At 66.9% G+C, this 3,974-nt stretch carries 3 protein-coding genes; all 3 read right to left on the bottom strand.

All coding sequences use genetic code 11. The features are described 5' to 3' along the window. Positions 1-194: 194 nt before the first annotated feature. A complete protein-coding gene (locus PYV61_RS21995) occupies positions 195-1,013 on the bottom strand; it encodes a DNA adenine methylase (protein WP_345785277.1) in 819 nt (272 codons plus the stop codon). Between the two features lie 182 nt (positions 1,014-1,195). Then, complete coding sequence (locus PYV61_RS22000; RefSeq protein ID WP_275835704.1) at positions 1,196-2,062, bottom strand: right-handed parallel beta-helix repeat-containing protein; 867 nt, start codon at positions 2,060-2,062, stop codon at positions 1,196-1,198. Beyond that, positions 2,059-3,974, bottom strand: a 1,916-nt coding sequence (locus PYV61_RS22005; protein WP_275835706.1) for a hypothetical protein, incomplete at its 5' end; no start/stop codon positions are given. The genes PYV61_RS22005 and PYV61_RS22000, both read right to left, overlap by 4 nt.

A 3,974-nucleotide genomic window follows, 5' to 3' on the forward strand; every position in this document is an offset into this window, starting at 1 on the left:
CTGTGCTAAACGCCCAACTATGGTTGATCCCCGCTTCGCCGACTGTCGGAACCTGGCTGAGTTCCTCAGGCGTGCGGAGGAGCTCGAGGGACCAATAAGCCCCGAACGCCGCGAGCGCATCAGGTTGGCATGGCACCAGGGCGATCTCAGGGCGCGGATCATGATCGCTCAGGAGCGAGCACTTCTATCGGCGCTCAAGGGCTCGTCCCTCCGCCTTTGACGATCAGCTCGCCCACCTTCTTCCCGCCGCCAGTGGCTGCGGTCGAGATCGTCCAGGTGGTCTCTACTTCCTCGAGCTCGAACCGGCCGAACACCTCGCGGGCGAGCGGCGTGTCGTTGATTGACAGAATGAACCGGCCTTCGATCCCCTCGAGCTGCTCAGCCAGCTGGGCGAAATCGGCCGGGCTGAAGGTGCCGACGCCATAGTCTTCCTCGCAGCCGACGTAAGGAGGATCGAGATAGATCAGCGTCTCCGGGCTGTCGTATCGGCGGATCACTTCCGCATAGGGCAGCTGCTCGAGCACGACGCCGGCGAGCCGCTCATGCAGATCGGCAAGCACTGGCTCGAGCTTGGTCACATCGAACCGACCAGGCGAGCGCTTGTCGATGCCGAACGTCCGCCCCTCGATCTTACCGCCGAACGCGGTCTTCTGCAGGTAGAGGAAACGAGCCGCCCGCTCGAGGTCGGTCAATGTCGAGGCGTCCTCACGCTGGAGGCGACCGAACTCCGCCCGACTGGTGACCCGCCACTTCAGCATGTCGATGAAGTACGGATAGTGGCGCTGGAGCACGCGGTAGAGCGTGGCGACGTCGCCGGATAGATCGTTGATCACCTCGGCCGGCGCGCGGCGGCTTCGGCGGAGGAAGATCCCGCCCATGCCGACGAACGGCTCGACATAGGTGCGGCAGGGCGTCGCATCGATGATCGCGCACAGGCGCTTCGCCAGGTTGCGCTTGCCGCCCAGGTACGGCGCGGCCGGAGTGCACGGCTTAACTATTTCGCTTTGGGAGATGGTCACTGTTGAGGGTCCAGATCGATCCCGCCCGGAGCCCGGGTCGGGGCGTTGCGGCTAGGCCAGCCGCGCGTGACGGGTCTGTTGCCCGTCGGTTGCCGTGTTACCGCACGGCACCCCCGCTCGAGCGCCGAAGTTCGGGTACGATACCCAAACTTCGGTAGCTGGCGGACGTGTTCTGATCAGCAGGCCGGTTCGGCCGCCTTCGCATCCTGTTCGACGTTGCCGCAGCGGAGCGCCGGCCCAGGCAGGATGACCGCCTTCCAGGCCGAGCCGATCGGCCGGCGCACCACATTCCGACGGATCAAGCAGCTGCTGCAGCTGGTGAGCGTCGCCTTGTGCGGGTTGTCGGTGATGATGGTGTTGAGCTCGATCGTGATCCGCTCGAGCGGATCATCGCCGGGCGTGTCCATCTGCGAGAGCCCTTGGGTCGGACCCTCCACCAGGTTGCCGTAGATCCTGGCGCGCTTCACGCCGTCGCGCATCTGTAGCGCGTCCGGATGATCGCCGTCGAACCAGGTGCCCAGGATAGCGATGCAGGCGGCCCGCGAGATCCCGGTGAGCAGCTCGGTCGGCGTGATGCACCGCGACGGCCGGGCGCGCGTGTCGAGGAAGTGGTTGCGCGCGACAACCAGGTCCTCGCTGTCTGCGATGATGATCCCGTCCGAGCCGAGCCGCTCGAACCGGCTATCGGCAACAGCCAGGCGCTTCACGCCCTCGGCCGCGATCCCGCGGTTCGCTTCGGTGAAGGTCACCCCGTCGAACCGGACGTCGGCTGTGCCGGGCTTCAGGTGCGCACCATAGCCGAGCGGGCCAGCAACATAGGCGCCGCCCGGCGCGACGATCGCGCCCGATCGCCAGCGGACGTTCCCGCCGCTGATCACCAAACCGCGGACAACCGAGCCGCCGGCGTTGACCGTCACGCGGGTCGGAAAGTGCCGATCGATCGAGATCGCCGGGCAATCCTGGTTGGCAAGGCTGATCGTCTCCCCGCCAGCCGCAGCCGCGAGGATGCCGGCGATCGTGGCGCAGGTGGCGAGGATGCTCATTCGTAAGCTCCGGAGCTGCAGGTGGCCGCGCGCGGGCCGCCGGCCAGGTCAACGTGGAGAGGGCAGTTCGCCACCCGCGCCTTGGCGCTGCTGCCGCTCTGGAGCGTGTAGACGCCGTTTCCGGCGCGTGCGGTCGCGGTCGTGCCGTCCCACGTCGTGGCGGCCTCCGGGCCGGTGAAGAGCGGATCGAGACGGGTGACGCTCGAAGTGCTGCGCGCCGCCTTCAGGCCGTAAAAGGCGAGGCTGCGATCGCCATTGATGATGTCGCCGCTATCGACCGCGTACTGATGAAACTCGCCTCGAGCGCCGACGCCGTACATGCTGGACCAGCTGCCGATATGCTTGGCCGCCTCGATTGGGTCGTTCGTGCCGGTGCTGCCGGCGGCGCCGGCGGTGCCGACGAACCAGTCATGCTTGGAGAAGACGGTGACGTGGATGTTGCCGACCGGGCTCCACAGGATGTTGGCGCGGTAGACGTTGAGCGTTTCGTCATAGGCCCAATTCTCGCGGCCCCACAGGCCGGCGCCGGCAAACGTGTTGTGCCACTGAACGAGGTGCCGGATGCTGTACGTCTCGGCATCCGCGCTGGGCCGGAAGCTCGGGTTGGACGTGGCACTGGTGTACTCGAACAGGTTCTGGACGAGGGCGACACCGTTCACCGCGGTGGTGGTGCCCATGTCGAGGAAAGACACCATCGGGCCCAGCGCGCCAGTGCGGCCGCGAAGCTGATTGAAGGCGATGACGGTGCCGCTGCCGTCGCGCGAACCATGCCGGCAGCTGGCATTTCCGACGTTCGAGCCGATCAGGGACCAGCAATCGAGCCGGACCTCGGCACCCGAGGGGGTGCCGATCGACAGGCCCCGAATGAGGTGGATCGGTTGCGAGCCGGTGTAGAGCTGATTGTTGGTCGCCGCCCCGAGGTTCGTGACGGTCAGCCCGTTCACCCACAATGGCGAGGTCGAGTAGATGACGGTGGTCTGCGCGCCATTGTCGAGCGCCACATCGGTCAGCGCCAGGCGCCCGCTGGTGACGGAGAGCGGCAGGTTGCTGCTTCGTTGCAGCGTGATGTCCCGGAACGTCAAATACGGGTTGCGCAAGTTGACGTTGGAGACGGTGACGATCGCCTCGGCGCGCGTGGCCACGCCGTCGCGCTCGATGATGAGCTCGCCCGTATTCTGGTAGGTGCCGAGCGCCGCGGTCGCGACCAGGGCGAAGGTGCCGGCGCCGACGCGCACGCGCGTGCCGTCCGTGACGCCGCCAGTCCGAGTCGTGGCGGTCTTCAGCGCCTCAATGGCGGACTTGATCGAGCAGAACTTGTTGGCCGAACCTGCACCCGGGTCGGCGATCCCGCCGCCATAAATCTTCTGCAGCGTCGAGGTGCCGCCCACGCCGGCGGCGGTGACCGTCTCATCGGAGCAGCTGCTTGCCGCGACATAGGCTGTGGGCGAGTCGCTCGCGCGAGCGGCATGCTTGAGGAAGGTCTGCGGCGTGAAGCCGCGGGCGTCGGCCGTGCCGCTGGCGGTGAGGACCGACCCTGCGTCGCCAACATGCGGGTAAACGCTGGCATAGCCGAGGACCGCAGTGCCGTCGGCGATCGCGCTTGCGTCCAACCATTGCGACAGGTCGACGCTGCAGCGGTACCCGATGACATGATTGAGATCGCCGGCGCCCGCGAGCACGATTGGGCCTGTGGCCACCACGACTGCAGTCGTCTTGGTACCGGCGATATCGGTTGCCCAGCATCGGCCTGCCGCCACCGGCTTGCCTGCGCGGCCGTCGCGGTGAAATGCGACGAACTCCATCGTGAGCGTGTTGCCGACGACGCGACGATTGCGGAGCACCCACTGCGCGATCGGCTTGGGGCTGCTCTCGGCCGAGTTGTTGGTCACACCCCCGATCGAGTCGACCGGGC

The sequence above is a fragment of the Roseisolibacter sp. H3M3-2 genome (genome assembly GCF_029211165.1).
GTDB lineage: Bacteria > Gemmatimonadota > Gemmatimonadetes > Gemmatimonadales > Gemmatimonadaceae > Roseisolibacter.